Consider the following 24,709-nt stretch of genomic DNA (forward strand, 5'->3'; position numbering starts at 1 on the left):
TGTCAGTGAATTTTTCAGTAAATTCAAGCCGTTTGAGCGTTCATAACACGCTCAATTAATTGCTGTTGTCGGTCTTTACTCAGTCGGGCGCCAAACTTTGTGACCAGTTCAGCAGACGCATGACTGGCTAAACGACCCGCGTCTTCCAGCGACATATTACGCGTTAAGCCATAAAGCATAGCACCTGCAAACATATCACCAGCGCCATTGGTATCAATGGCTTCAACCGGTACGCCCGGAATATGCACCTGGCGTTCGCGGTTGGCAATTACAGCACCGTCTTTACCTAAGGTAATAGCAACCGTGTCGGCCTGCTCTAATAATACGGATAAAGCGGCCTGAGGATCGTCCTTACCTGTTAATAATTCTGCTTCTTCACGGTTACAGAACATTAAATCGACACCACCGTCCAGAATTTCATCAATTCCGCTGCGGAAAAACTTCACCATGGCAGGATCAGAGCAGGTCATAACCAGTTTTGTATTGTTTTCCCGGGCTACCTTTTTCGCATGTTGAATCGCGCCGCGCGCAATTTCTGAGGTAATTAAATAACCCTCTATATAAAGGTAGTCTGCCGCTGCAATGGCATGGTCGTCAATTTCAACGGTAGATAAATCGGCCGTTATGCCCAAATGAGTCCGCATGGTGCGTTCGGCATCAGGAGTCACCATTACCAGACAGCGACCAGTCGTGCCTTGGTTCTTCTGCTGGTGAAGGCTGGTTTCTATGCCTATTCTTTCCAAATCCTGACGGTAAAACATGCCGGCTTCGTCGTCAGCAACTTTACAGCAGTAGTAGGCTTTGCCGCCAAATTGAGCGAAAGCCACTAACGAGTTAGCGGCTGAGCCACCGCCGCTTTGCTTTTTCAACTCGCCCAGCTGGCTTAGTTCTGCAATCAGAGTGTTTTGAGCGTCTTCATCAATCAGCTCCATCATGCCTTTTTTTAAATCGTGCTTCTGCAGGAAGTCCTCAGAGACCTCAAACTCCTGATCCACCAGCGCATTGCCAATGCCGATTACATCAATGGTTTTCATAGTATTAAATGGTTGCCTTATCAGGCGGGTAGTATACCCGATGAGTTACTCAGGGTCGATAAATCAACAGGGCAAAAAATGTAATAACCAGACAAGTAACAAGAAAGCCCTGCCATTGCCTTTGCCAGCGGGAAGCTCTGGGTATTAAAAGCTCCGCGGGCCGTCCGGCAAAACGCTGTCTTGAAATACGAATTCCCTGCACTTGTATAGGCCCTCCTAAACTTACCCGATGGCAATAGCTGAAGCTTTGTATCCAGCTGAGCAAAACTGTAGAGAACAAAGGGTTACGCTTTAACGGTTGCAGCTTGAACTTATTGCGCTGAAATAGCGCTATAAACCGTGCTGCAAGGGCCAGTAAAAAGGATGGTAAGAAATGCGTTATGGTGTGAAGCCAGTGCGTTGCAAGACCAAACTGTCGGTATTTTGCCTGTGCAACCGGCCACACCTGAGTCAGTTCAGAAAGGGTTCGTACTCCGAGTGCCGCCAGTGGCCCGCCAACAAACCAAAACAGTAACGGAGTAAAGCGATGTTCCAGAATACTGGTCGCGCGCAGTTCGATGCTGGTTTTGGCAATGCCGTGTTCACTCAGTAAATCGCAGTCGCGCCAGGTTATGCGACTTAGCCAGGCGCGGGCGGCGTTTTTACGGCCACGTTGCAGGTGGCTGTCGGCCAGTTTAACGGCATGACTGACAGGTTGTTGACGCAGGCTAACCAGTAAAATAAGCCAGCCAATGGCAAGTTCCACTTCAGCACCGGCAAAGACAATAGCCGCTGGCAGCAGCACCAGCAGCGACATAGTTAACCAGGCTAAAAAACCGGCAAGACGCTGCTGACCGACAGGGCGCTTGGGCTTGTTAACCTTGCCGCTCATGTAGGCGGCCATTAGCCGCAAAACGGCAAAGGGATGCCACTGCTCTGGCCAGGGAAACCAGCGCTCTGCCAGCAAAGCCAGCAGAGCCAGAGCAACAGGTGATAATAAAATGTCGGTTAAAAGTTCCGTGTTCATTCAGCTATACTGCCACGGAGCAAGTTAAGCGGCAATCGGCTGGTTATTCTTATCTTTATTCGTTGGTACTGCAGCGCGCACATGTTCAGACTGGCGAATTTTACCGTGAATGTAGTCGTGCAGTTCGGCAACGCGATAACCGGGCTTCGCTTTAAAGCGCAGGAAAGGTAGTCCGGCAGCGGCCAAGGTGTTTTTCAAAAACAAGTTACGCTTTTGCTGGTTAAGTGATGACTGACCTGGTTCCAGCTCTATAGCAGCTTTAACCTGCATGGTGTGAATGTCACACAATACGTAGTCAAGAATGCGTTGGCTGGCTTTGGTGTGGGCATCTTTGCGTGCGGTAGAAGATAAACCTGAGCGCACGGTAACAATGTCGCTTAAACGAACTTTGGTGAATATGCGGAAGCTGTCGCCGACGGACTTTTCCAATAGTGTCAAAAACTGATCTTCCTGAGCAGTGCACAAAGCAACATCTTTTAGCTTATAGGGGTAGGGCACATAGTTTTCAGACATTCGGCTGGCAATAATAGCCACCGCAATTAACACCACAACAAACAACAACAGAATAATTTCCATTTTTCACACCTCATCAGAAAATTGACGCTCTGTGAGGTGTGAAGCAAAAGCTGTGCCAGCTATGGCTGCTTATGGAATTTATTTAACCCGATTAGGCTGAGTAACCGCCGGGAACACCTTTGGTCGTGACACTCACCGCGTCGTGCGCATGCAGCGACTCATAGTGATTTACCCGCAACCAGAAATCACGGAAGTTTGGCATTTGGTTTAACTGGTGTTGTAAACGGCGCGATGCGTCCTCACAGAACATCAGGTTTTGTCCATTTAGTCGTGCGAACTCTTGTTCGTCCTCACGTTTAACGGCGGCTTGTACTGGTGTTTTAAGAGCCGCTTCAATGGCATCAATGAGTTCTACAATCGGAAAGTCATTAACACTGTCACTTAGGGCGACTTTTACTTCAGCAATTGAGCGCTGGCTGTGTGGTGTGGCAACAATACCTTCGGTAGAGCCTAACCACTCGTGCATGACACTGGCGTCCACCTGCTCCTGACCGGCAAATTTCTCACTAAAGGCATCCTGAATTAACTGACGCGCTAAAGCCGCAGAGCAAGGGCAAGTTGATGAGTAAGGCACATCAACAGACAATTCCAGCTTTAACTGACCGGCATCGTAGCGACCGGTTAAACTCACTGGGTAAGCTTTCCAGCCCTGTTTTTTGCTAATCAACGATTTGCGGCGCAGGTGATAGTCAAAATCAAACTTGATAAAGGCTTGGTCACTGATGTCTTTATGACTTTCAATAAAGTCATTCAGCAGTTGCTTTAAAGTATCGTGACTGAGCTCACCTTCGGTCGACAGCTTGTCCAGCAATAGATACAAGCGAGACATGTGGATACCCTTGGTTTTCGGGTTTTTCAGATTGACGAAAGCTTCGACTTTAGCCGCTACCGGGCGTTCTGGTACGCCGGCTGCCGATACCATCAATGGAACTTCAATGTTGCTCATGCCAACCCAATCGAGAGCTCCCTCTGTCTGGGCCTGCGTTTGGTTGGCTACGTCGGGCATAACTGTTGGCATTCGTTGTGAACTCCAAGTGTCGTGAATATTGTCCGGCCTGCTTGATCTTGATCAATGAGGCTCAGTCTAAAGGTGGGCATTATATCGCAGAATTTCACCAGGTGACACCGATTGCCCTAATCGGTTCTGTCTGCACAGTGGTTGACTCAAAACAAGAATACGCCGACGATAGAGTTTTGGATTGGTGGAGCATTAAAAGATGGCAGAAAAATCGGCGATAGATACTGAGCTATTACAACAATACGTCGATACCTTAGGTATTGAAGGCGTGAATTCAACGCTGGCGACTTTTGACGGTATTATTCAAAGCTATGCGCAATTATTGCATCAGGCTGCGAAAAATCGGAACGAAGACGAGCTGCGCAAACAGGCACATAAGGTGAAAGGGGCTTGCGGTTCAGTCGGTTTAACTGAGTTATCTAAGTTAATGGAAAAGATTGAGAAAGAAGACTGGGAATGGCCGGTAGCCGAACGTTTATTAATTGAATGGGCCGATGCGGTCATCCCGCATCGACGCCAAATTGATGCCTGGTTAGCTGATCATCACTGAGCTTGCTGATCAACCTCGCCGATAAAGCGATAGCCTTCACCATGAATGGTGGTTATTAAGTTCGGCGTTTCGGGGTGAGACTCGAAATGCCGACGAATACGACGAATGGCGACGTCAACCGTACGGTCATTCGGGCGAAGCTCGCGATCCAGCATACGTTTAACCAGTGTTTCACGGTCAAGGATACGGCCCGGGTTAGACAGAAATAACTCCAGCGCACGATACTCACTTTTCGGTAAACGGAACATTTGATTTTCCGGTGAGTACAGACAGCGACTGTCACTGTTCAAACGCCAGCCATGGAACTGGAATTCAACACTGTTGTTTTCAACCGGACTGCCTGAACGCGAGGCTTCAATGCGACGGCACAGGTTGCGCACGCGAATGGTCAGCTCTTTTGGATTATAAGGTTTGATAAGATAGTCGTCAGCCCCTAACTCCAATGCTAAAAGGCGGTCATCTTCGCTATCACGACCTGTTAAGAAAATTAACCCAATGTTGTCCCTTTCGCGTAATGACTCAGCAAGTTCCAGACCATTTTTACCTGGCAAATTGACGTCCATAATGACGACATCAACACGCTCCTGACGCATGATGTTCTCCATTTGCAGACCATCAGCAGCATCAAAAACTTCGTAGCCTTCTTGTTGGAATAGACGTGTGAGGGTCTGGCGCGTAACAACTTCGTCTTCAACAATCAGTATTCTGGCATTCATAAGCGTTGATTTTCCCGGAAAGTTCGTCGCTGTTCGTGCGGTGTTGAACTTATATTTATAAAAGTTATGACGTTATATTATGACTTTTGTTTGAGATTTTTCAAGCATTGCCGACCAAAGTGACAGGAAAACGGACAATAAACTCCACACCGTTCTTTTCTTCACTAAAGAAGTGAATATTACCACCCAGTACCTGAGTCACTAAATTATAGACCAAATGCAGACCCAGCCCACTGCCACCGGAACCTCGTTTAGTGGTCACAAAAGGATCAAATATTTTGCGGTTAATGTCACTGGGAACACCTTTACCATTGTCGGTATAAATCATTTCCAGCTTGTCATCACCCAGCATAGTGAAACTAATATTAACCTGGCCGTTGCTGTACCCGTCAAAAGCATGAAGCATCGAATTGACAATAAGGTTAATCAATACCTGATTTAACGGCCCGGCTTTAGCGCGCACAGTCAGCCCTTCAGGGCATGAAATACGAATAGGAAATTTCTCAGGGTCCAGGCGTCTGGGCTTAACTGAAATAAGAACATCGTTCATGAACGACGGAATATGAATATCCCGATCAATTTCTGATGACTGATCGACTGCCACTTGCTTGAAGCTGGTCACCAGATCCGCCGCCCGGCCCAAATTACGGTAAATAATTTGCAGGTTTTCGTCGCAGTCACTTAAAAAGCGTTCAAACTCTGAGGTTGAAATTCGTTTCTCGTCAAATTTCTCCTGCATTATCGTTAATTTGTCCTGCAGCAAAGTGGAAGCGGTAACTGACAGGCCTATTGGTGTATTAACTTCGTGGGCAATACCGGCAACCATGTCCCCCAGCGACGCCATTTTTTCCGACTCAACCAGTTGTCCCTGATACTGGTGTAATTGTTCCAGAGTTTTAAGCAGCTCACCGTTGGATTCTTTTAGTGCCTGAGTGCGCTGGGTAACTTGACGTTCCAGTTCGGTATTTAACTGACTGGCTTCTTCTTCAGCCCGGCGCTGGCGACTTATGTGTTGCTGCACGCGGTCGAGCATAGTATTGAAAGCGTGTGCCATCATATCAAACTCAACCAACTTTGATGGTGCCAGACGCAGTGAATAATTCTTGTCTCGGGCAACCTGAGATATAACGTCTACCACTCCATCGAGTGGTGTCACAATGGTTTTTCGCAAACGCAAAGTAATGAGCCAGCAAAGTAACAAAGTCAGTACAAAAACCACACTGGCAATACCAATTGAGCGCCACATAAATAAGCGGGCCTGTTCCAGTGAACCTCGCAAATACACGTAACCTATGACTTCGTCGTCCAGCACCACAGGCTGAGAAACTTCAATGTAATCATCGTTAGTTTGCGGTGTTGTCAGCTTATCCAGTTTAGCGAACCGCGCCGGAATAGGGGGCAGGCCTTTTTTATTGTAACTTGAGAAAAAAGTCAGTTCGTTACTGGTTTCATCCATTTTGTAGACATGAACATGCTGGATAAAAGAGGTGTTTTCTAATGAACTCAACCGTTGTTTTTCGTTCGCATTGTCATTAAAAACCAAGCTGCTGGCAGCGTTGCCGGCCACAATTCGGGAATAAGACAAGGCCTGCTCATGCAATGATTCCTGATATTGTGCAACCTGACTTACAATATTAACCGTAAAACCAACGAGAAGCGCGAAGCTGGTGACCAACAACACGATATAAATCAATATGCGCTTCAGTGAAATGGTATGCATTCAGTCTACGGCTCAGTTTCTGAAAAAATTATATGCTTACTAATGTTAGCAAATCGTTAATAAAAAGGGCATTGATTAAACAAAAAAACGGCTTATTTATCGACAAGTTGCATGGTAAACACGATAACGACCATCATCGGCTATAATACTGCAGTTGCCAAACACCGATTCAATGACCTCTGGCCAGGGCAGAAAGCGGTTCGCGACGACTCTAAAAACGCCTTTTTTATTAAGATGTTGACGAGCATTGCCAATGAATTCACGGGCAATTTCATAGTCGGTTCTCTGACCGGTATGAAACGGAGGGTTACTGACAATGAAATCAAACTGTCCGGCATTGTCCGGTATGCCGTCGGCTAAACGCAACTCGGTTTTTACTGGTTCATCGGCGAGTGTTATCTCACTGGCGGCAATGGCAATGGGGCTCACATCACAGGCCATAAGTTCAGTGGCCACCGACGCTAGCTGCTTAGCAATAACTCCCGCGCCGCAGGCAAAGTCCATGCCCCGACCTTGAGGCAGATCGTTAATATGTTGCAGTAACAGTAAGGTTGCCGGATCAATATGCTCACGGCTGAATACGCCCGGCAAGGTAACAAAGGATTCTTGTTGCTGACCTAACTCAAAACGAATGGTTTTGGCGTAGTCTTTAATCGAGGCGCTTTCATGAGCCTGCTCATTGCGTTCACTGGCAAACAGCAGGCAATGGTTTGCCGATGCCAGTTTCTGTGCTGGCTGTAACCAGTCAGGCAAGTGCTTCATTAAAGGTTGAATGCCGGAGCGTTTTTCACCGGCAAACCATACTGGAGTTCCGGCTGGCAATGACGCTAACTGTTCCAGTAAATACTGGTTCAGCTCTTTTTCCTTCGCTACCAGAAATAAAATACCGTCGTAATGACTAAAGTCCGGTGGCTGAATTTGACAAAAAACCGGACGCCCGGCCGCTTCCCAGCAGGCCGCGTGGCCTGCGTGAAAGCTCCAGGCTGAGGCATTCGGTAAAGCAGCCAACTCGCCACCACCACCCGGATGAATAACCAGTAATGAGCCATGAGCCCAGGGTTGCCCGGACTGACGTCCAAGCATGGATAAAATTGCAGCTGACATAGTGATATTTAACGGCTTAGAGTAAGCTGTCTACTCGTAATTGTTTGTCCTGAAGTAAGAACATTGTACCATTTCGACGTTCTTTTATGCGCAGACTTTTCTCTTTAAAGATAAACAAAATACCAGGGAAGACTTCTTTGCTGACCATAGCGCGCAAAACCGGGTGGTGTTCGAAAGCTTCCAGTACTGAGTCTATACTGGTTCGGGTGTTAATAATGCGCACCTTAAGTTTGCGTAACTCAATTTTGAGCTTTTTCTGGTATTCCAGTTTTTTCACACCATCTTCCAGTTTGTCGCAACGGTTTAGCCCTTGCTGCACCACTTTTACCCGAGCCAGGGTTTTTGCCAGCAGCGTCCGCATACTGTTTAAGTGCTCAAGCGACTGAGGGTCAGCAGGCGGTAGTGACCAGTAAATACGGGTTTTAGTGCCAGCCGGAGCGCCAAGCTGTCCACAATAGATGTGATCACAGGTTTCAATCGTACCACCAATAAGTTTGCCGCGGGCATTACGGCCTTCACCACCAATGGCCAAGGGGCCCTTCGTTATAACATGGCAATGGGTTAGCTGTTTGTCGGTATTGACTCCGGTTTGCGCTTCAAAATAGGAATATTGGGCATAGGCACACCAGATGGAGCCTCCGGCAATAAGCTTGGTGGAAACATCGGGTATCCATTCATCGTCATCTTCGTCCTGCCCGGCGTTGTCACCTGACTGAATCAGGTGACCAATACAGCCTTTACGCACAGTGATATTGCCGTCGGCGCGCAGCTCGGCAGAGTCAACATAGCCTCCAACCGTAATGTCGCCTGTGCAGGTGATTTTCATGCCCTCACTGACATTGCCGGTGACAATCACGCTGCCCTTAAACTTAACGTGACCAGTTGATACATCGACGTTGCTTAGCTGCATAACATCATCAACCTGCACGCTATTTTCGTTAAAGCTGGGCATGCCGGTCCGGTCTGCAACAATTAAATTGGCATCGGTATCACTGATATGTGTCCCCTCACCGGGTTTAAAGTCCCGGTCTTCGCCGTCTCTGGCTTCCAGCTCTTGTCCAAAAACAGTAAAGCCAGCACGACCTTTGCTCGGAGGTATCTTCTGCAGTAGGGGGTGGTCAGGATCAACCGTGACTTCAGCACCTAAATCGCGCATGTCTGCCGTACCGTCTTCGCGCAACTGAGGGCGCAGCACGCGCTTTCGGGCATCGTCTGTCAGGGGTTTAAATTTGGCATTGCTGCCATTAATAGGGTGTTTACCTTTTGCTACAGTAACCGACAGCTCAGCACCCGGAGGAGCTTCATTTGTGTGCTGAACCAGGGCATCTATAGCCTTACGCTGAATGCCGGAGGTGATTTTCTTTTCCTTCAGCTTGGCAATGATAGATTCCTGCGTCAGTGCGTCACCGCCATAACCGACAATGCCGCTTGCAGTGACTGTCATATCATCGTCGCTTATCTGTAAAGTTAAATCAGCGTCAAAAATCTCCGCAATAGCGACTTGAAAGGGAATGCTGCTGGTCGAGTCTTTACTGTAATGCTGAGCGTACTTTGTTGCAGTTTGCAGCAGCATTTGTGGATCAAGTAATTTTGCAGTCGAAAACTTAGAGGCCTGCCACGCTCTCTGAAGTTTATCTACTTTGACCTCTGTAGGAGGGGTGCCAGCGTCAATGCTGATGTAAACCTCTCTTTCAGAAACCCGGAAAGTGACCGGACTGGACATAGGACGCCTGTACTCTAACGGTTATTATAATTTTTATCGGGCTATTTTAACGAATGTTTACCCTTTTTTGTATCAACTTTAATCGTCCGGGATAACTTCATTACAGTAGCTTGCTATTTTTTTGTTCACTTCAGCTAATTCAAGGTTAACTTGTGTAACGGCTTCAGTTCGCTGCTTTTGCGTCTTATGCTGCCAGTCTTTGAAAAGTTGTGCAGCCAAAAGGCTCAAGTCAGCCGCGCCAATAGTAGCACTTAAACTTTTTAACGTATGTAACTGTAAGTGCGCAGTCTCCATATTTCTTAACAAGTCCTCTGTATTCAGCAAAGGAGCAAACTGTTCCAAATAACAGTTCAGCACTTCCCGATACAGGTCGTGCTGGTTATCACAATGGCGCAGACCGCGACTAAAATCAATCGGTGCTGAATGACTGCTCATAAGGCTTGTTCTCGTATACCTCCGTAAAAGAATCGACACTTTCGGTAGCATCTGACATAGCGTCTTTATCAAACTGTGCAACATTGAATAAAGCTTCGCCTTCATTGGCCACCGGAATATTGCTGCAACCTATAATAATGCCGCGAACCGGAGATTCAATCGCATCACCCTCGCCACCGTGTGGGTTAACGCTCAAGGCTAATACTTGTTGCTTCTGAATGGTTTGCCCCAGCTCAACTTTGCGAATAATAAGGCCGTCGCGTTCTGCCCGAACCCAGGTAGAGCGGCGGGCAATGACGGGTGTAATACGACGACCACGGCGTCGACCCTTCATCATTTTTAAGTGTTTCATCACATTCTGTACGCCAATAACGCCGGCATTTATCGATGCCTCGTCAAAACGCAGTGCTTCACCGGCCTCATACAAAATTAAGGGAATACCCAGTTCGTTGGCTAATGCTCTTAGCGAGCCGTCGCGCTCTTTCGAATGCAGAATAACGGGTGTGCTGAAGGCCTTCGCCATTGCCAGAGCGTCTTCGTTTTCAACGTCCACCCGAATTTGCGGCAGGTTACTGCGGTGAATTGCCCCAGTATGTAAGTCCACAATATGCGTCGACTTTTTGACCAGCTCTTCACTGAATAAATAGGCCATACGACTTCCCAGAGCACCGCGCTCCGAACCGGGAAAGCACCGGTTTAAGTCACGCCGGTCAGGCAGGTAGCGAGACTGCTGAATAAAACCAAACAAGTTAACGATAGGTACTACCACTAAGGTGCCGTTGAGCGTGCGGGCGTCGGTGGTATTAATTAAGCGACGGCAAACTTCAATGCCGTTTAGCTCATCACCATGAATGGCGGCGCAAACCAGCAACACGGGGCCGGGTTTGGTGCCATGAAACACATCGATGCGTAAGTCTAGTGGTGCGTCGTTATATAAACGCAGGGCGGGCAGAGTAATATGCTGATGCGACCCCGGCTCTACCCATTGTCCTGCTAGTTCAAAGCCGTTCATTTTATCCTTGCCCTTTGGTGCGGGTTTTATGCGCTTTGGCGTTTTTCTCAAGGAAGGTAATAATTTGTGACGCAACGTCTTTCTCAGTTGCTTGTTCAATACCCTCCAGCCCCGGGGAGGAGTTAACCTCCATTACTAACGGGCCATGGTTGGAGCGTAAGATATCCACACCCGCCACGTTAAGCCCCATGGTTTTAGCCGCTTTAACCGCCGTTGCACGCTCAGCCGGAGTCAGTTTGACTAATGACGCACTGCCGCCGCGATGCAGGTTTGAACGAAATTCGCCGGCTTTTGCCTGACGCTTCATTGCGGCAATGACTTTGTCACCAATAACCAGACAACGAATGTCCGCGCCACCGGCTTCTTTTATATATTCCTGTACCATAAAGTTGGAGTGCAGACCCATAAAGGCTTCAATAACACTTTCAGCGGCCTGACGGGTTTCGGCCAATACCACACCAATACCCTGGGTACCTTCCAGCAACTTAATGACCAGCGGTGCGCCGCCAACCATATCAATTAGGTCAGGAATGTCCTGCGGCTGACTGGCGAACCCGGTTGTCGGCAGACCGATGCCTTTTCGCGAAAGCAATTGCAGCGAGCGCAACTTGTCGCGGCTACGGGAAATAGCAACTGACTCATTTAACGGGTAGCTGCCTACCATTTCAAACTGGCGCAAAACAGCGGTGCCATAAAAGGTCACTGAGGCACCAATACGCGGAATAACGCAGTCGTAATGAGGGAGCTCCTTGCCATGCTTATGAATGGAAGACTCACGCGCATTAATGTTCATGTAACATCTTAACGGGTTCAGTACGTCAATTTCGTGTCCACGCTCTTCAGCGGCTTCCACTAAACGGCGGGTCGAATAAAGTGAGGCGTTACGCGATAAAATCGCAATTCTCATTGCTCTTCTCCTAATAAGTGAGAGGCTTGTGGGTCGACGATAAAATGTCCGCGCATGGCTTGTCGACCCAATAACATACGAAATTTCATGGTGTCTCTGTTAGTTAACGTCAGTTCGACCGCTTGGTCAAACTGACCCAGCTGTAATCGGGTTCTGATCACATAACGGATTTCAGTATGACCGCCTGAATCGGTCACTTCGCGTTTATCAAATACCGGCGCTTCGCAAACCTGCTCGCGCAAAGAGTCTTGTTCCGGGTGCATAAATATACGCAACCACTCTTGCCCGTCGCGTTCAAAAGGTTCAAGTTTGAACGCGTGCAGACACGAAGTTTTCGCGCCAGTATCGACTTTCATATGAATTAGATTAATATTGAGTTCAGGAAGTACTCCCCACTCTTGCCAGCCAATTGTTGTCATTGTGCTACCTTGTGTTAAATCTTAAATGCTTATTACAGTATTTTTGATAAAACGCAATTTTTATTGATCAAGAACTTTCATTTTCACGTTTGTTTTGAAAATTGCTAAATTTAGTAAGATACTTAGCAATAGGACTCAACTTAAGGATAGCTTATGTCTGTTTGCCCATCTTGTAATTGTCGAAAACCTTTGGGGTTTGGCATAAAAATGGCCTTTCAGCCCATTGTCGATATTTCCCGGAAAAACGTATTCGCACATGAGGCTCTGGTGCGTGGAGAAAACGGTGAGGGTGCAGGGCGAATACTGGGGCAAGTGACTGAAGACAATAAGTACACCTTTGATCAAACTTGCCGGGTTAAAGCAATAGAGACAGCCTCTCGTATTCAGTTACCGGGTAATTTAAGTATCAACTTTATGCCGAATGCTATTTACGATCCCGAAACTTGCTTGGAAATGACCTTAGCTACCGCCCGTAAAACGGGGTTCGACCGCAATAAAATTATTTTTGAAGTGACTGAGCAAGAGCAAGTTGTAAGCCAGGAGTTTCTGGTCGACGTGTTCGAGGCTTATCGTAAAGAAGGGTTCAGGACCGCCATCGATGACTTTGGTTCCGGTTACGCCGGGTTGAATTTATTGGCTGATTTTCAACCGGACATTCTGAAAATTGATATGAAGCTTGTGCGTGATATTAACCAAAGTAAGGTAAAGCAAACTCTGGTTCGGTCCATTCAGCAAATTGGAGAAGAGTTGGGTATCCAGTTAATAGCTGAGGGCATTGAAACCGAAGACGAGTACAAATACCTGCGCGATACCGGCATCACCCTAATGCAAGGCTACTTTTTCCAAAAGCCCATGGTGGAAGCCTTCCAGGACATTAACTTCCCGTAACCTGACATTTATGTCAGGTGGGGTATCGCTCCAGACGTAAACGTTTTGCTACGCACGCGATGTCTGCAACTTCTGTAAATGGGCTTTAAAATCGTAAATGTCGCGGTCCAGCGCGTTGGCACTTACGTATAGGTCGTAGCCAAGCAGCTCCCGCATTTGTTCCATGCGCTTACCAAACACGCCAATTAGCCCCTTGTAAACCGTGCCGTTGGGGCTGATGTAACTGTCCGGAATATCAAAGTACGGCGTATAGTCCTCACGCTCCGGCGCCTGGTGCCTTAACGCCATAGTCAGCAGTTGGCGTTGTTCGAACAAAAGAGCAGAAGCCAGCCGGGGAGAAATATCATCCAGTACTTCTTCAACCCGGTACAATCGAAACCCCAGAAAGGGGGCGTCTTCAAGTTCCAGCACCCGGTTCACGCGGGGAACGTCGTAACGAATAATATTCTCCCAGCGAATCTGCCATTGTCCACGGCGGTGCAAATAACGAATACCTTCTTCGGTGATCACCAGTGACACCGGAGGCTCTATCACTTTACCAACGCCTAACAACAAAAATATGCCGGAGGTTGCGCCAAGCACCACAGAAAGCCCAACTGGAATATCGTCCCGCACCAGATGAAGAAAAACCAGTAGCGCAAACAACAATACCGCCAACCCGCAAAAGGTTAACGCGTTGCGTTTAGCTTGAGGGCTGACATTAAATTGCATAGTTCCTCCAAGACGTTGCCTGACATTTATGTCAGGTGAGATACAGCTCCTGACGTAAACGTCAGACTACAAACATTACGCAAACATCCGTTGCAATATCTGCCGGGTGAAATCTTTCTTAAGATAAAAGCCTCGTGGGCGTACTTCAATAATAGTACCCTCCGGACCAATTGCTTCTGTTAGTGCCGAACCGTCTGCGGCTTTGGGCCGAATTTGCATGGCTTCACCCTGACGCGCGGTAACGCTCTCAACCTGGCCCAAAGCAATACGATCCATATGTTCTTCCCAATCGGTGCGCAGCAAGGCTTCTTCCCGTTCGCTGGGTATCCACAAAAACGCACTGCCAACCACTCGTTCCGCTAAAGGCACCTCGCGGCGACCATCAATAGGCAACCACAAAACCTGCTGTAACTTGTTTCTTACGTTAGATGTGGCCCATTGGACTCCCTGAATATTCACTAAAGGCGCGGTACAGACAAACGTGGTTTCCAGCGGTTCACCTTCGGGCGTTACTGGCAGAGTTTTGAGTTCAACACCCAGTTCAGGGAAGTCCTGCGTGGGTTTAGAGCCTGCGGTGGCGCCCAGTTGCAGCTCCAGCAGCTGGCCTACCCAGCCTTTATCCCGGCGTAAGTCTTTTGGTACTTTTAGTCCGCTTTCGGCGGCCAAATCTGCAAAAGAGCGGCCGGCTAAAGCCGCTGCGCGCTGAAACAATTCATCTATGGACTGAGGGCGTTGTGGCTTGTCGGTCATGACTTAAATCTTCGTAAATAGTGAATCAGCATTTGCCCGCAACCGGGCTTTATGGAAGAATCCACTGTAACAGAGAATAATTGAGGATGCTCGCGTGATAGATGCAGAAGGGTTCCGGGCAAACGTAGGAATCGTCATCTGTAACGGGCATGGGCAGGTATTTTGGGCTCGTCGAATTAACCAGCAGAGCTGGCAGTTTCCGCAAGGAGGAATTCACGAAGGCGAGACCCCTGAACAGGCAATGTACCGCGAACTCTACGAAGAGGTCGGGTTAAAGCCAGAGCAGGTTGAAATTCTGTACACCAGCCGTCAATGGTTGCGTTATCGCTTGCCAAAGCGCTTAATTCGACGTGAACAACGGCCCATGTGTGTTGGACAAAAGCAAAAGTGGTTTTTGTTACGGCTTAAATGTCGTGAAGAAGACGTAGATGTATTACATTCAGGTCACCCTGAATTTGATGGCTGGCGCTGGGTCAGTTATTGGTACCCGGTACGGCAGGTCGTATCCTTCAAGCGCGACGTTTACCGTCGGGTGATGAAAGAGTTTGCCACGCAGGCGATGCCATTTCGAGTTTCGGGAGGGCGTCAGCACAGGCGTAAACGGTAAAAATGATGTTGGTTACCTTGCAAAGGATAGTCCAGGGCGTTAATAAAGCGCCCGATTTCAACATGGCGTTAAGTACCATGGTGGGTCAGGTGCGCGAAGCCTTGGAAACCGACAGTTGCAGTGTGTTTTTAGCGGACAACGACCTGCGTCAGTTTGTGATGGCGGCCAGCGACGGTCTCCGCTCCGAGGACGGTCAACCCGTTCGGGTAGATTTCGGCGAAGGCATTATCAGTTTAGCGGCACAACGTGAAGAGCCGTTAAATATTGCCGATGCCAGTACGCACCCCGCCAACAAAAAACTCAGCGACACCAACGAGAATATTTACAAGGGCTTATTAGCCGCACCTATTATTCACCGCCGTAAAGTGTTGGGCATTGTGGTGGTGCATCAAAGTGTGGCGCGCAGTTTTAGTCGTGAAGAAGAAGCTTTTATTGTCACCCTGGCAGCGCAGCTGGCGGCAGTTATAGCGCATGCCGATGCTAAAGGCTTACTGGTCAGTGAGCACTCACCTTGGATACACAGCTTAAGAGGTCTGCCTGGCTCGCCGGGTGTGGCCGTGGGAGAGGCTTATGTGTCTCGACCAGAGGCGCGTATAGATGAGGTGACTCCGCGGCGCTCTGACAAACCCATTCACGAAATTCGCAAGTTCCGTCAGGCAGTTGCACGTACCCGTGCCGACTTAAAAGAACTGTCCAGACGTATGGCAGGTCAGGTTCCTGACGACACGTTGGCCATATTTGATGTGTATCAGGGCATGCTGGACGCGGCCAGCATGGGGGATGCTGTAGAAAATACGATACGAGAGGGGTGGGCTGTCCAGACCGCGTTGAAATATGTGGTCGAGCAGTTTGTTGCTCAGTTCGAGGCCCTGGAAGACTCTTATTTGCAGGAACGCGCCACCGATGTGCGTGACATAGGCCAACGGGTGCTCTTGCACTTACAAAACCGTCAGCGCAAACGCAAGCCGTTGCCAGACAATTTTATTCTTATCGCCGACGAAGTCACTGCTTCAATGTTGGCTGAGCTGCCACACGAACAAATTGCCGGTATTATTTCTTTAAACGGCTCCAGTAACTCGCATGCCGCCATTATGGCGCGCAGCATGAACATTCCGGCGGTACTGGGTGTCGACGACATTGAACTGCATTTCTTCTCGGACCGGTTGCTGGCTGTGGATGGTTACACTGGTGAGATTTATGTTGATCCGCCACCGCAGGTATTAACTCAGTTTCATCAGTTAGCCGAAGAAGAACAAGAGCTGCGCGACATTGTTACTGAGCACAGTCATTTGCCGGCAGAAACGCAAGACGGTCAGCGCGTCAGTCTGCATCTGAATCTCGGGCTGGACGTTACGCACGACTATCTGAAAACGCTGAACATAGACGGCGTGGGCCTGTACCGCTCTGAAATTCCATTTATGATGCGCGACCAGCTGCCCACCGAAGACGAACAAACCGAAATGTATCAGGAGGTGCTGGAGCAATTCCCTGATCAGCCAGTCGTTATGCGGACCCTGGACGTGGGTGGTGATAAACCACTGCCGTACTTTCCGCTAAAAGAAGATAACCCATTCTTAGGCTGGCGCGGCATACGTTTAACGCTGGACCATCCCGAGATTTTTCTCGTTCAAATTCGTGCGATGCTGCGGGCCAGTATTGGCAAGAGCAATTTACGTATTTTACTACCGATGATAACCAGTACCAGCGAGGTAGACGAAGCGTCTCGGCTTATTAAACAAGCGTATTTTGAGGTGGCCGAAGAGCAAGGCTGCGAAGTGGGTGTTAACCTGTTTCAGCCGCAGCTGGGGGTTATGATTGAAGTACCTGCCGCCATTTATCAGTTATCGGCTATGGCGAATAAAGTCGACTTTTTCTCGGTTGGCAGTAACGATCTCACGCAGTATTTACTGGCGGTGGACAGAAATAACCGCCGGGTTGCGAGCCTTTACGACGCCTATCACCCAGCAGTATTAGCCAGTCTGGATGAAATTGCCCGGCGCTGTGAAGAAATTGGTAAACCCGTTAGTGTCTGTGGCGAGTTGGCTGGTGACCCGGGCGGTGCTCTATTATTGGTTGCCATGGGGTATCGACAGCTCAGCATGAACAGCTACAACGTCGACCGGGTGCGCTGGATACTGCGTAATGTTCGCTCCAGCACGCTGAACGTAATGCTGGCTAAGGCATTGCAGGCACGTAACCCCGGTCAAATTCGCAAAATGATTGCCGAGAAGCTGGAAAGCATCGGACTCGGTGGTTTTGTCAGAGCAGGGAAATAAGCATGTTACTCACCACCTGGATTTGGTGTATCAGCGGCGGGGCAGTGGCAGGTCTACTGGCCGGCCTGTTGGGTATTGGTGGCGGTCTGGTTATTGTGCCGCTGCTCATTTATTTACTGCCTATTATTGGCGTGCCGCCGGAGTTGGTTGTGCCCAGCGCTATCGCCACCAGCCTGGCCACCATTTGTATGACAACCGCGAGTGCTTCGCGCGCGCACGCGAAACATGGTTTGATGGAAAAGTTCTGGCTCATTCGAGTGTTGCCGGGCTTGTCTGTTGGTGCAATGACGGGCGCTTTTTTGGTGACTGTCGTTGACCCTGACTGGTTAAAAATCATTTTCTCCGTGGTGCTAATAGCACTCGCGTTTCGTATGGCGTTGCCGCAGAAAACCGGTGAGCCATTAACATCGGTGTCCAAACGGTTAGTGGCGCTGGGCAGTTACATTATTGGTACTATTTCTGGTCTGGTTGGTATTGGCGGCGGAGCGCTGACTGTACCATTTTTAAGTCGCATGCGGTTGCCGGTACGCCAGGCTATTGCTATTTCCTCGCTCGGCAGCTTTGTTATCGGTTGCAGCTCGGTAGTGATGTTTATTTTAAATGGCTGGTTGTCGGGTAGGGAAACCGGCGCTTTAGGTTTAATTCACGTGCCCGCCTGGGTGGGCATTTCCGTTGCGTCGGTGTTATTCGCTCCGCTGGGTGCTAAACTGGCGCACAAATTACCAGTGAAACAGTTACAGCGCGTTTTTGCGGCGTTTTTAATTCTGGTCGCCATACAACTTATTTTTAATTAACCATAAAGCAGGGAGTACAAGCAGTGCCGTCTAATGACTATTGGCAATTTCCCGCCATTGATCCTGTTCTTTTTCATATTTGGGGACCTTTGGACATTCGCTGGTATGGCCTTGCCTACATAGCGGCTTTTGCCTTCGCTTATTTTTGGGGTATGCGTCAGACCAAAACAGACCCCAACTGGAGCAAGGAAGAGTTCAGCGACTTGATGTTCTGGGGCTTTATTGGCGTTATTTTGGGTGGCCGTATTGGTTATACCTTGTTCTATCACTTTGACTACTTTATCAATAACCCGTTGTACCTGTTTTATATTCACGAAGGCGGTATGTCCTTCCACGGTGGCTTGCTGGGTGTTATTGCGGCTATGTACCTGTATGCCCGCAAAAAACAGCGCTCGTTTTTGCAGGTAGGCGACTTTGTTGCGCCGTTGGTGCCTATGGGACTATTTTTTGGACGCATTGGTAACTTTATTAACGGCGAGCTTTGGGGGCGTGCGGCAGAAGTGCCGTGGGCTATTTACTTCCCCAGTGGTGGGCCAGTGCCGCGGCATCCATCGCAGCTTTACGAAGCTTTGCTTGAAGGCTTATTGCTGTTTGCCGTTATTTTGTGGTTCCAGCGCAAACCCCGTGGCGTTGGTGCGGTTAGTGGACTGTTCCTGTTAGGTTACGGCGTGGCTCGTTTCATAGTAGAGTTTTTCCGCGAACCCGATGCGCACTTAGGCCTGCTGTCTCTGGGTATGTCCATGGGGCAATGGCTGACCCTGCCAATGATCATTCTGGGTATTATTCTGATGATGCGCGCAAAGAAACAATCACCTACGGGCTGATGTATGCGGGACGTAGCCTGATGACATTTATGTCAGGCTTGTCTCTGCAGATGGCTTTCCACGAATAAGATCTCACCTGATGCAATAGCATCAGGCTACAGCATCAGGTACGATATAAAACATTACGCACAAGGTGATTCTGCATAACAAATGAAACAATATTTACAACTGTGCCAACGCATTGTCGACGAAGGGGTCTGGGTTAAAAATGAACGTACAGGCATTAACTGCCTGACGGTCATAAACGCTGATTTAGAGTACGATGTTGCCAACAACCAATTCCCGCTAATTACCACTCGGAAAAGCTATTACAAGTCGGCTATTGCTGAACTTCTAGGGTACTTGCGAGGCTACGACAGCGCCGCCCAATTCCGTGATGTTGGCTGCAAAACCTGGGACGCCAATGCCAACGAAAACCAGGCATGGTTGAATAACCCGAATCGCAAAGGCGAAGACGACATGGGACGTGTTTATGGCGTGCAGGGGCGCTCATGGCAAAAACCGGACGGAAGCCACTTAGATCAGTTGAAAAAGGTTATTAATAACCTGTCGAAAGGCATTGATGACCGTGGAGAAATCGTGACCTTCTATAACCCCGGCGAATTTGAACTGGGTTGTTTGCGTCCGTGCATGCATACCCACAACTTTTCGCTGTTAGGTGACACGTTGTATCTGACGTCGTACCAACGCAGCTGCGACGTGCCTTTGGGGCTAAACTTTAATCAAATTCAGTGCTTTGTTCTTTTAGCTTTGGTGGCACAAATTACCGGTCACAAGCCAGGCAAGGCCTACCACAAGATAGTGAACGCTCACATTTACGAAAACCAGTTAGAGTTAATGCGCGACGTTCAGTTGAAACGTGAACCTTTCCCATCGCCGCAGCTTCACATAAACCCAGACATTAAATCTCTGGAAGACATTGAAACCTGGGTCAGCAAAGACGATTTCACCGTCAGCGGCTATCAGTGCCACGAACCCATTAAATACCCCTTCGCCGTGTAGCCTGACGCTAAGGTCAGGTTAATTCACGAAGCAATATAACAACTGGTGCATTCGCGTCAGATTGTGGCCTGCGCTAGAATAAAAGCATTCACCAATGGCCGGGAGCCTTGAACTATGACCTTAAAAGTCACTCTGTGCGATGATTCCAAAATGGCGCGTAAGCAGCTACTGCGTACGCTGCCAGATGACTGGGATGCTGAGGTTCACCAGGCGGAGCATGGCGAGCAGGCGCTGACGTGCGTGCGCGAAGGCCGTGCTGAAGTACTGTTTCTGGACTTAAACATGCCGGTAAAAGACGGTTATGAAACCCTTCAGGCAATAAAAGAAGAGCAATTAGAAACTCTGGTTATTGTCGTGTCCGGCGACATTCAGCCCGAGGCTCAAAAGCGCGTTCAGGCTCTGGGCGCTATGGCTTTTGTGAAAAAACCGATGAAGCCAGAGGACATACAAACTCTGTTGCAGCAGTTTGGTCTGTACCAACCGGCCGCCGGTCAGCTGAAACTGGCCGATGAAACATCACAGGCTCCGGCGAATCCATTGGATGTTTACCGGGAAGTATCGAATGTTGCTATGGGACAAGCCGGCGACCATTTAGCCCGGGTGCTGGATACTTTTATTGAACTGCCTGTGCCTAACGTTAATTTCATTGCTCCGTCTGAACTGCACATGGCAATAGAGTCTATCGACACAAACAAGCAGGTCGCGGCGGTAAGTCAGGGGTTTTCCGGCAGCGGTATACTGGGCGAAGCACTAACCTTGTTCAATGAGGCCTCTATTGACGATATTGGCAAGCTGTTAGGGGCTAAGTTTGGCGAGAGTGGCTCAATTAAGCAACAACGCATCGAGTCGTTAATGGATGTCGCGTCCATTTTGTCCTCGGCGTGTTTAAACGGCTTAGGCCAGCAGTTGCATGTGGAATTTGCGGCTTCGCAGCCGGTGCTCCTAGGCGAACATCAGTCAATGCAGGAATTGATTAAGCACGGCGAACATCGCTGGCAGAAAATTCTGGCAATAGAAATTGGTTATCAGTTGCCGGAACACAAACTGGCCTTCGATTTACTGCTGTTATTCCCTGCCGACGCGGTGAAAATTCTTGACCAGCAGTTGGCTCATTGGCTTCAGGGAGACGACGAATGATAGACGATATGGATGAACTGCACAGCAAACTGAGTATTTTGGGCGCTATTGATGTCGGTATTGTGGTTATTGATAACGACAACAACATTCAGATGTGGAACGAGTTTATGCAGAACCACAGCGGCTTGCGTCCGAGTGAAGTGCGCGATAAAAATTTATTTCGTTGCTGTCCGGGTATCGAAAAGGTCTGGTTTCAGCGTAAAATTGACCGGGTGCGAGAGTTAAGTTCGCGGGTATTTATTACCTGGCAGCAGCGCCCTTATGTGTTTCGTTTTCGTCACAGCCGGCCAATTAGCGGACAAAGTGAATGGATGTATCAAAACGTCACGTTAATTCCGCTTAAGAACCCGCGTGGCGAAGTGCACCAGGTGGGCATTATTATCTACGATGTGAGTGAACAACCCAGCCATGAGTGAAGCAGTACCTGATCAGCGTTTTGGCGGCGTAAGCCGTGTATACGGGCAAGTGTCGTTAACGCATTTTCAGCAGTTACACATTGTGGTCGCCGGGCTTGGCGGTGTAGGTTCCTGGGCGGTGGAAGCACTGGCGCGCACCGGCATTGGTAAGCTGACACTCATTGACTTAGACGATGTCTGCACCACCAATATTAATCGTCAGTTGCCGGCTACCGATGACACCATTGGGCAACTCAAAACAGAAGTACTGGCACAGCGGGTGAAAAGCATTAACCCCAACTGCGAAGTAAAGGTTATTGATGACTTCTTGCTGCCGGAAAACTTTGAAGACTATTTAACCGGCGCCGATGCCGTGCTCGATGCCATAGACAGCGTTAATACCAAAGCGGCACTGGTGGCCTGGTGCAAACGCCGCAAGCTACGCTTAGTAGTGTGTGGCGGCGCCGGTGGGCAGATAGACCCCGGCATGATCCGTGTCGGTGATTTAGCCAAAGCCAAACAAGACCCGTTACTGGCCAAAGTACGCTCACAACTGCGCCGCGACTACGGCTTTTCCAAGAACCCCAAACGCAAATGGGGCGTCGACTGTGTCTATTCCGAAGAGCAACTGCGCTACCCAATCATTTCCGGTGAGCAGGAAGGCGAAGTCACACTGCAAAAACCAGGCGCCGGAACCATGCGCATGGACTGCAGCTCCGGCTTCGGTGCCGCCATGGTGGTCACCTGCAGTTTTGCCATGCAAGCCACTACTACGTTATTGAAGCGGTTGACATCCCAAAAATAACCTTTTGCGTGATATAGGTTGCAAAAATAGGTTTATTTGTCTATTTTGAGTGTAATATCACTCAACTTCAGGTGCTTCATGAATAGTCTGACGATACAGGCTTATCTGCAAAGCCAATGGCAGGACATAGCCATGTTAACTTTTACTGAACGAGCCGGGCAGAATGAACCCGACGTACAAGTGCAGTATAAAACGGACTACGCTATTGAGCACCTGGAGCAGGATGACCACCATGCCGTTTCCTTAAACCATCCAGTTCAGCTTTATTTTGATGATGACGATCAACCCGGTTGGCTTCGCTTTCTTGATGATATTATTCCAAGTGGCGCGGCACGAAGGTTTTGGGTAGATCAGCTTGAAATATCGAACTCGCCACTAGGCGAACAAAATCTGATATTACTGGAAAAAGCAGCGATTGCGCCTGTTGGACATTTGAGAATAAAGCAAGCCGTCGAAAATCAGAAAGAAGCTATGAAGCCTCCCCAGTTTACTGTCAGCGACGTTGTAGAAAGAAACGCGAGCTTTCTAGAATATGCTCAACAGCGAGGAGCCATCGCCGGGGGAGCCACCGGGGCGGGCGGGGAAGCGCCAAAACTGTTGCTGCGATGCAATAATAATGACGAAGTTTGGATAGATACGTTTCAAGACGGAACCAATACTCAGGACACATTTTATCTGGTGAAATTTCCCCGAGGTCAACGAAAGCAAATTGACTGCGATATCCTGCGCGCGGAATATCACTTTTATTGCGAGCTCGAGGAAATAGGAGTTAGCACCATAGCAACCGAACAGATGAGGCTTGAAGAAGGAGATAACTTTCCGTCACTTTGGCTTCCTCGTTTCGACGTTGAAGCTGTTAATGGCGTCGTTACTCGTAAGGCTATGGAGTCTGTCTATTCAATATTAAAGCGAGCGCCCGGTGTACGTCTTCGTCATGCCGATGTAATACGTGAGTTAGTCAGCAAAATTGAAAACTCATACATGGTGAAAGAGCAGGGAGCCTATTTTAATGTAGAGGCGTTCGTAACCGAATGGGTACGGCGGGATCTATTGAATATCGCTTTTGGTAACTCGGATAATCACGGTCGCAACACGGCATTTTTTAGAGATGAAAGCGGCATAAAGCTCACTCCAATTTATGATTTTGCTCCAATGCGAGCAGACCCCGAAGGAGTGCCAAGATCGACCGTTTGGGGAGAGCCAATGGAAAGTGGTGGTGAATATAACTTTGGCGCCATCTGCGAGGAGCTTTCTGACTTAATAAAACCTGAACAATTGCTCAATGACCTGAATACAACGGCTGAGCAACTTATTGGCTTGGAAAGCAGATTAAGAGAGCGGGGCGTTCCAGACAGTATTATGACCATGCCCAAAGTCGGACTGGCAAATATTCCAGAAAAACTGAAACGCTGGGGGCTGCTATGAGCAAAAATAACCGGCTTAGCGGCGAAGAGCGAGAAGCTCTTATTGAGCGCATTGCGCTACAGCTATTACAGGGTGAAATAAGCCAGGGACAAGCGTTGCAGGAGTTTAGAAAAAAAATTACTGCAATGAATCAAAGCGACTATGCCGAGCTCACGAAAACTTCCCGAAAGACCGTTTCGGAAGTGGAAAATGACTTGGGTAATTATTCTAGTGATGTCATTAATAGACTGTTTAAGCCTTTTGGACTAAAAGTTGGCCTGGTTCCGGCATCCGCTCGGTTAAAGCGCCGTACATTGAAGGTATCGTGAGCGCGCCCGACGGTTATGGGAGCTACTGCGGAGGTGTGCAGCGCCAAGGATGGCGCTGCCCAAGCCCTACAGGGATGTATTCACGGGCGTCCTTCGCAGTAGTTACTATAACCTCGGCGCTCTCTCACGCCTCAATAACCCGCAACTTCAAGGTTTTGGCTACCTGATACAGGCCGTTGCTGCGCGAAGGGCTGAGCGCGTTGTCGAGGCCTTCGGCGCGGTAAAAGGCGTCAATATCAAAGGCCGCTATTTCCGCTACTGAGCAGCCATCCAGCCGCTGCTGTAGCAGCGCCAGTAAGCCGCGTACAATGCGTGACTCAGAATCAAAGCGAATCACTACCGCTTCCGGGTTAGAAGTATCCAGCCACAGCCATACTTTAGCCTCGCAGCCACCCACCAGATGATCGTCATCACGACATTCCTCCGGATATTCTGGTAGACTTTTGGCTTGTTGAACTAAGTGACGAAAAAGCTGCTCCCAGCTGGCCATGTAAACTCTCCCTTACGGAAATAGAGTTTTATTCTCCCATAACTTGTGAGATCGACGCCAGTCTAGGATAATGGCAA

Annotated in this window: 27 protein-coding genes; 12 read left to right on the forward strand and 15 right to left on the reverse strand. The window is 48.8% G+C overall.

Annotation, left to right across the window (positions count from 1 at the left end; all coding sequences use genetic code 11):
* Nucleotides 1-23 precede the first annotated feature (23 nt).
* The 4 genes from Q5L94_RS07965 to folE2 all read right to left on the reverse strand — a co-directional run bounded on the left by Q5L94_RS07965 (nt 24) and on the right by folE2 (nt 3,634).
* The gene (locus Q5L94_RS07965) at nt 24-1,034 is read right to left on the reverse strand and encodes an adenosine kinase (RefSeq protein ID WP_317497906.1); all 1,011 of its coding nucleotides are present in this window, start codon (nt 1,032-1,034) and stop codon (nt 24-26) included.
* A gap of 49 nt (nt 1,035-1,083) precedes the next feature.
* Nucleotides 1,084-2,040, reverse strand: coding sequence for a cobalamin biosynthesis protein (locus Q5L94_RS07970; protein WP_317497907.1), 957 nt, complete (start codon nt 2,038-2,040; stop codon nt 1,084-1,086).
* A gap of 24 nt (nt 2,041-2,064) precedes the next feature.
* Nucleotides 2,065-2,616 carry a DUF2726 domain-containing protein gene (locus Q5L94_RS07975; RefSeq protein WP_317497908.1) on the reverse strand — a complete coding sequence of 184 codons (552 nt, stop codon included), beginning with the start codon at nt 2,614-2,616 and terminating at the stop codon, nt 2,065-2,067.
* Between the two features lie 91 nt (nt 2,617-2,707).
* Nucleotides 2,708-3,634: a GTP cyclohydrolase FolE2 gene (folE2, locus tag Q5L94_RS07980; protein ID WP_317497909.1), complete on the reverse strand. Its 927-nt coding sequence runs from the start codon at nt 3,632-3,634 to the stop codon at nt 2,708-2,710.
* A gap of 199 nt (nt 3,635-3,833) precedes the next feature.
* Here folE2 and Q5L94_RS07985 point away from each other — a divergent pair, with 199 nt between their 5' ends.
* Entirely contained in the window at nt 3,834-4,184 is a 351-nt protein-coding gene (locus Q5L94_RS07985; RefSeq protein WP_317497910.1) for an Hpt domain-containing protein, read from the forward strand.
* Here Q5L94_RS07985 and arcA read toward each other — a convergent pair.
* The 8 genes from arcA to Q5L94_RS08025 all read right to left on the reverse strand — a co-directional run bounded on the left by arcA (nt 4,178) and on the right by Q5L94_RS08025 (nt 12,220).
* Nucleotides 4,178-4,900, reverse strand: coding sequence for a two-component system response regulator ArcA (gene arcA / locus Q5L94_RS07990; RefSeq protein WP_317497911.1), 723 nt, complete (start codon nt 4,898-4,900; stop codon nt 4,178-4,180). The genes Q5L94_RS07985 and arcA overlap by 7 nt on opposite strands.
* Nucleotides 4,901-5,000: 100 nt before the next feature.
* The gene (locus tag Q5L94_RS07995) at nt 5,001-6,620 is read right to left on the reverse strand and encodes an ATP-binding protein (RefSeq protein ID WP_317497912.1); all 1,620 of its coding nucleotides are present in this window, start codon (nt 6,618-6,620) and stop codon (nt 5,001-5,003) included.
* 96 nt (nt 6,621-6,716) lie between these two features.
* Nucleotides 6,717-7,724 (reverse strand): class I SAM-dependent methyltransferase, encoded by a 1,008-nt coding sequence (locus tag Q5L94_RS08000; RefSeq protein ID WP_317497913.1) that lies wholly within the window; start codon nt 7,722-7,724, stop codon nt 6,717-6,719.
* Between the two features lie 16 nt (nt 7,725-7,740).
* On the reverse strand, nt 7,741-9,447 hold the full coding sequence (locus Q5L94_RS08005) for a FapA family protein (protein ID WP_317497914.1): 1,707 nt from the start codon (nt 9,445-9,447) through the stop codon (nt 7,741-7,743).
* A 78-nt stretch (nt 9,448-9,525) separates the two neighbouring features.
* Nucleotides 9,526-9,882 (reverse strand): Hpt domain-containing protein, encoded by a 357-nt coding sequence (locus Q5L94_RS08010; protein WP_317497915.1) that lies wholly within the window; start codon nt 9,880-9,882, stop codon nt 9,526-9,528.
* Nucleotides 9,857-10,894, reverse strand: a complete 1,038-nt coding sequence (locus Q5L94_RS08015; protein WP_317497916.1) for a succinylglutamate desuccinylase/aspartoacylase family protein — start codon at nt 10,892-10,894, stop codon at nt 9,857-9,859. Before Q5L94_RS08015 ends, Q5L94_RS08010 begins: the two co-directional genes overlap by 26 nt.
* Before the next feature lies 1 nt (nt 10,895).
* Complete coding sequence (rimK, locus tag Q5L94_RS08020; RefSeq protein WP_317497917.1) at nt 10,896-11,801, reverse strand: 30S ribosomal protein S6--L-glutamate ligase; 906 nt, start codon at nt 11,799-11,801, stop codon at nt 10,896-10,898.
* A complete protein-coding gene (locus Q5L94_RS08025) occupies nt 11,798-12,220 on the reverse strand; it encodes an ATP-dependent zinc protease (protein WP_317497918.1) in 423 nt (140 codons plus the stop codon). Before Q5L94_RS08025 ends, rimK begins: the two co-directional genes overlap by 4 nt.
* A gap of 153 nt (nt 12,221-12,373) precedes the next feature.
* Between Q5L94_RS08025 and Q5L94_RS08030 the strand changes: the two genes are divergently transcribed.
* Entirely contained in the window at nt 12,374-13,108 is a 735-nt protein-coding gene (locus Q5L94_RS08030) for an EAL domain-containing protein (protein WP_317497919.1), read from the forward strand.
* 48 nt (nt 13,109-13,156) lie between these two features.
* Here Q5L94_RS08030 and Q5L94_RS08035 read toward each other — a convergent pair whose 3' ends face one another.
* Both Q5L94_RS08035 and mutH read right to left on the reverse strand, forming a co-directional pair.
* Complete coding sequence (locus Q5L94_RS08035; protein ID WP_317497920.1) at nt 13,157-13,819, reverse strand: DUF2982 domain-containing protein; 663 nt, start codon at nt 13,817-13,819, stop codon at nt 13,157-13,159.
* 75 nt (nt 13,820-13,894) lie between these two features.
* Nucleotides 13,895-14,569, reverse strand: a complete 675-nt coding sequence (gene mutH / locus Q5L94_RS08040; protein ID WP_317497921.1) for a DNA mismatch repair endonuclease MutH — start codon at nt 14,567-14,569, stop codon at nt 13,895-13,897.
* Between the two features lie 94 nt (nt 14,570-14,663).
* Here mutH and rppH point away from each other — a divergent pair, with 94 nt between their 5' ends.
* The 10 genes from rppH (at nt 14,664) to Q5L94_RS08090 (ending at nt 24,142) form a co-directional block, all read left to right on the forward strand.
* On the forward strand, nt 14,664-15,176 hold the full coding sequence (gene rppH, locus Q5L94_RS08045; protein ID WP_317497922.1) for an RNA pyrophosphohydrolase: 513 nt from the start codon (nt 14,664-14,666) through the stop codon (nt 15,174-15,176).
* Nucleotides 15,177-15,181: 5 nt separating this feature from the next.
* On the forward strand, nt 15,182-17,452 hold the full coding sequence (gene ptsP, locus Q5L94_RS08050; protein WP_317498023.1) for a phosphoenolpyruvate--protein phosphotransferase: 2,271 nt from the start codon (nt 15,182-15,184) through the stop codon (nt 17,450-17,452).
* A 2-nt stretch (nt 17,453-17,454) separates the two neighbouring features.
* The gene (locus tag Q5L94_RS08055; protein WP_317497923.1) at nt 17,455-18,246 is read left to right on the forward strand and encodes a sulfite exporter TauE/SafE family protein; all 792 of its coding nucleotides are present in this window, start codon (nt 17,455-17,457) and stop codon (nt 18,244-18,246) included.
* A gap of 23 nt (nt 18,247-18,269) precedes the next feature.
* On the forward strand, nt 18,270-19,070 hold the full coding sequence (gene lgt, locus Q5L94_RS08060; RefSeq protein WP_317497924.1) for a prolipoprotein diacylglyceryl transferase: 801 nt from the start codon (nt 18,270-18,272) through the stop codon (nt 19,068-19,070).
* Between the two features lie 150 nt (nt 19,071-19,220).
* Nucleotides 19,221-20,072, forward strand: coding sequence for a thymidylate synthase (locus Q5L94_RS08065; RefSeq protein ID WP_317497925.1), 852 nt, complete (start codon nt 19,221-19,223; stop codon nt 20,070-20,072).
* 114 nt (nt 20,073-20,186) lie between these two features.
* Nucleotides 20,187-21,209, forward strand: a complete 1,023-nt coding sequence (locus Q5L94_RS08070; RefSeq protein ID WP_317497926.1) for a response regulator — start codon at nt 20,187-20,189, stop codon at nt 21,207-21,209.
* Complete coding sequence (locus Q5L94_RS08075) at nt 21,206-21,625, forward strand: PAS domain-containing protein (protein ID WP_317497927.1); 420 nt, start codon at nt 21,206-21,208, stop codon at nt 21,623-21,625. Before Q5L94_RS08070 ends, Q5L94_RS08075 begins: the two co-directional genes overlap by 4 nt.
* On the forward strand, nt 21,618-22,409 hold the full coding sequence (gene tcdA, locus Q5L94_RS08080) for a tRNA cyclic N6-threonylcarbamoyladenosine(37) synthase TcdA (protein ID WP_317497928.1): 792 nt from the start codon (nt 21,618-21,620) through the stop codon (nt 22,407-22,409). Before Q5L94_RS08075 ends, tcdA begins: the two co-directional genes overlap by 8 nt.
* A gap of 78 nt (nt 22,410-22,487) precedes the next feature.
* On the forward strand, nt 22,488-23,834 hold the full coding sequence (locus tag Q5L94_RS08085) for a type II toxin-antitoxin system HipA family toxin (protein WP_317497929.1): 1,347 nt from the start codon (nt 22,488-22,490) through the stop codon (nt 23,832-23,834).
* Nucleotides 23,831-24,142 (forward strand): transcriptional regulator, encoded by a 312-nt coding sequence (locus tag Q5L94_RS08090; protein ID WP_051018709.1) that lies wholly within the window; start codon nt 23,831-23,833, stop codon nt 24,140-24,142. The genes Q5L94_RS08085 and Q5L94_RS08090 overlap by 4 nt, the downstream gene beginning before the upstream one ends.
* 124 nt (nt 24,143-24,266) lie before the next feature.
* Here the strand turns inward: Q5L94_RS08090 and Q5L94_RS08095 are convergent, their stop codons facing one another.
* A complete protein-coding gene (locus Q5L94_RS08095; protein ID WP_317497930.1) occupies nt 24,267-24,632 on the reverse strand; it encodes a SufE family protein in 366 nt (121 codons plus the stop codon).
* Nucleotides 24,633-24,709 lie beyond the last annotated feature (77 nt).

Origin of the sequence: Idiomarina sp. Sol25, assembly GCF_033052775.1 — a bacterium.
GTDB lineage: Bacteria > Pseudomonadota > Gammaproteobacteria > Enterobacterales > Alteromonadaceae > Idiomarina.